Origin of the sequence: Paraburkholderia sp. SIMBA_054 (assembly GCF_046534875.1) — a bacterium.
Lineage (GTDB): Bacteria > Pseudomonadota > Gammaproteobacteria > Burkholderiales > Burkholderiaceae > Paraburkholderia > Paraburkholderia hospita.
Genome location: NZ_JAWRXV010001263.1, coordinates 1 through 252, shown reverse-complemented (window position 1 = coordinate 252; position 252 = coordinate 1). Strand labels below are relative to the sequence as shown.

1 pseudogene is annotated in these 252 nt (G+C 70.2%); it reads left to right on the top strand.

Annotated elements, in window-relative coordinates:
* A pseudogene (locus tag SB822_RS59155) lies at nt 1–252 on the top strand (hypothetical protein); the annotation flags it as partial.

Genomic DNA, 252 nt, shown 5'->3' with positions numbered 1-252 from the left:
AGCGCAGGTGCGTGACCGTTTCGACTCGGCGATCCGCCAACCCAGCTATGAGTTCGAGTACCCGGTGGATGATCGCCACGGCACCCGCCGCTGGATCTGCCTTCGCGGCAGCGCCGAGCACGATGCCGATGGCGCGCCGGTGCAGGTGCGCGGGCTGACCCAGGACGTCAGCCGCCAGCGCAGCGAGGAGGAACAGCTGCGCGCCGTGCTCGATGCCTCGCCGAGCGCCCTGCTGCTGGTCGACGAACACGG